Source organism: Burkholderia sp. 9777_1386, from assembly GCF_015712265.1.
Lineage (GTDB): Bacteria > Pseudomonadota > Gammaproteobacteria > Burkholderiales > Burkholderiaceae > Burkholderia > Burkholderia cenocepacia.
The window spans coordinates 1-403 of the sequence record NZ_JACCQB010000152.1 but is presented as its reverse complement, the minus strand read 5'-3'; the positions used below and the strand labels follow the sequence as shown (position 1 = coordinate 403).

At 44.9% G+C, this 403-nt stretch carries 1 protein-coding gene; it reads left to right on the top strand.

Going from position 1 to position 403, the window contains the following annotated elements; genetic code table 11:
- Positions 1 to 170: 170 nt before the first annotated feature.
- A partial coding sequence (locus H0X91_RS34795; RefSeq protein WP_196433831.1) for an ATP-binding cassette domain-containing protein occupies positions 171 to 403 on the top strand: 233 nt, incomplete at its 3' end.

Sequence of the window (403 nt, the reverse complement as noted above, 5' to 3'; positions counted from 1 at the left end):
GCCCAGCCCTTATATCACGGGGGCTTAGCCACAGTTGTCCCCATCTGATTTTGCCGAGAGTTTGCCATTGAGGGTTGTCACAGAATCTGAGTATGTTAGGGTGTAAAAAGATCATAATCACCATCGGGTATCATATCGCAATAAACAAATAACAGGAACTTCTCTATTGCATGGCAATTAAATTAGAAAACAAAAATCTTTATAAGATATTTGGCGAGCATCCACACCGTGCTTTCAAATATATTGAGAAAGGACTCAACAAAGCGCAAATACTGGAAAAAACGGGGCTGTCGCTTGGCGTCAAAGACGCCAGTCTGGCCATTGAAGAAGGCGAGATATTCGTCATCATGGGGCTCTCCGGCTCGGGGAAATCCACCATGGTTCGCCTTCTCAATCGCCTGAT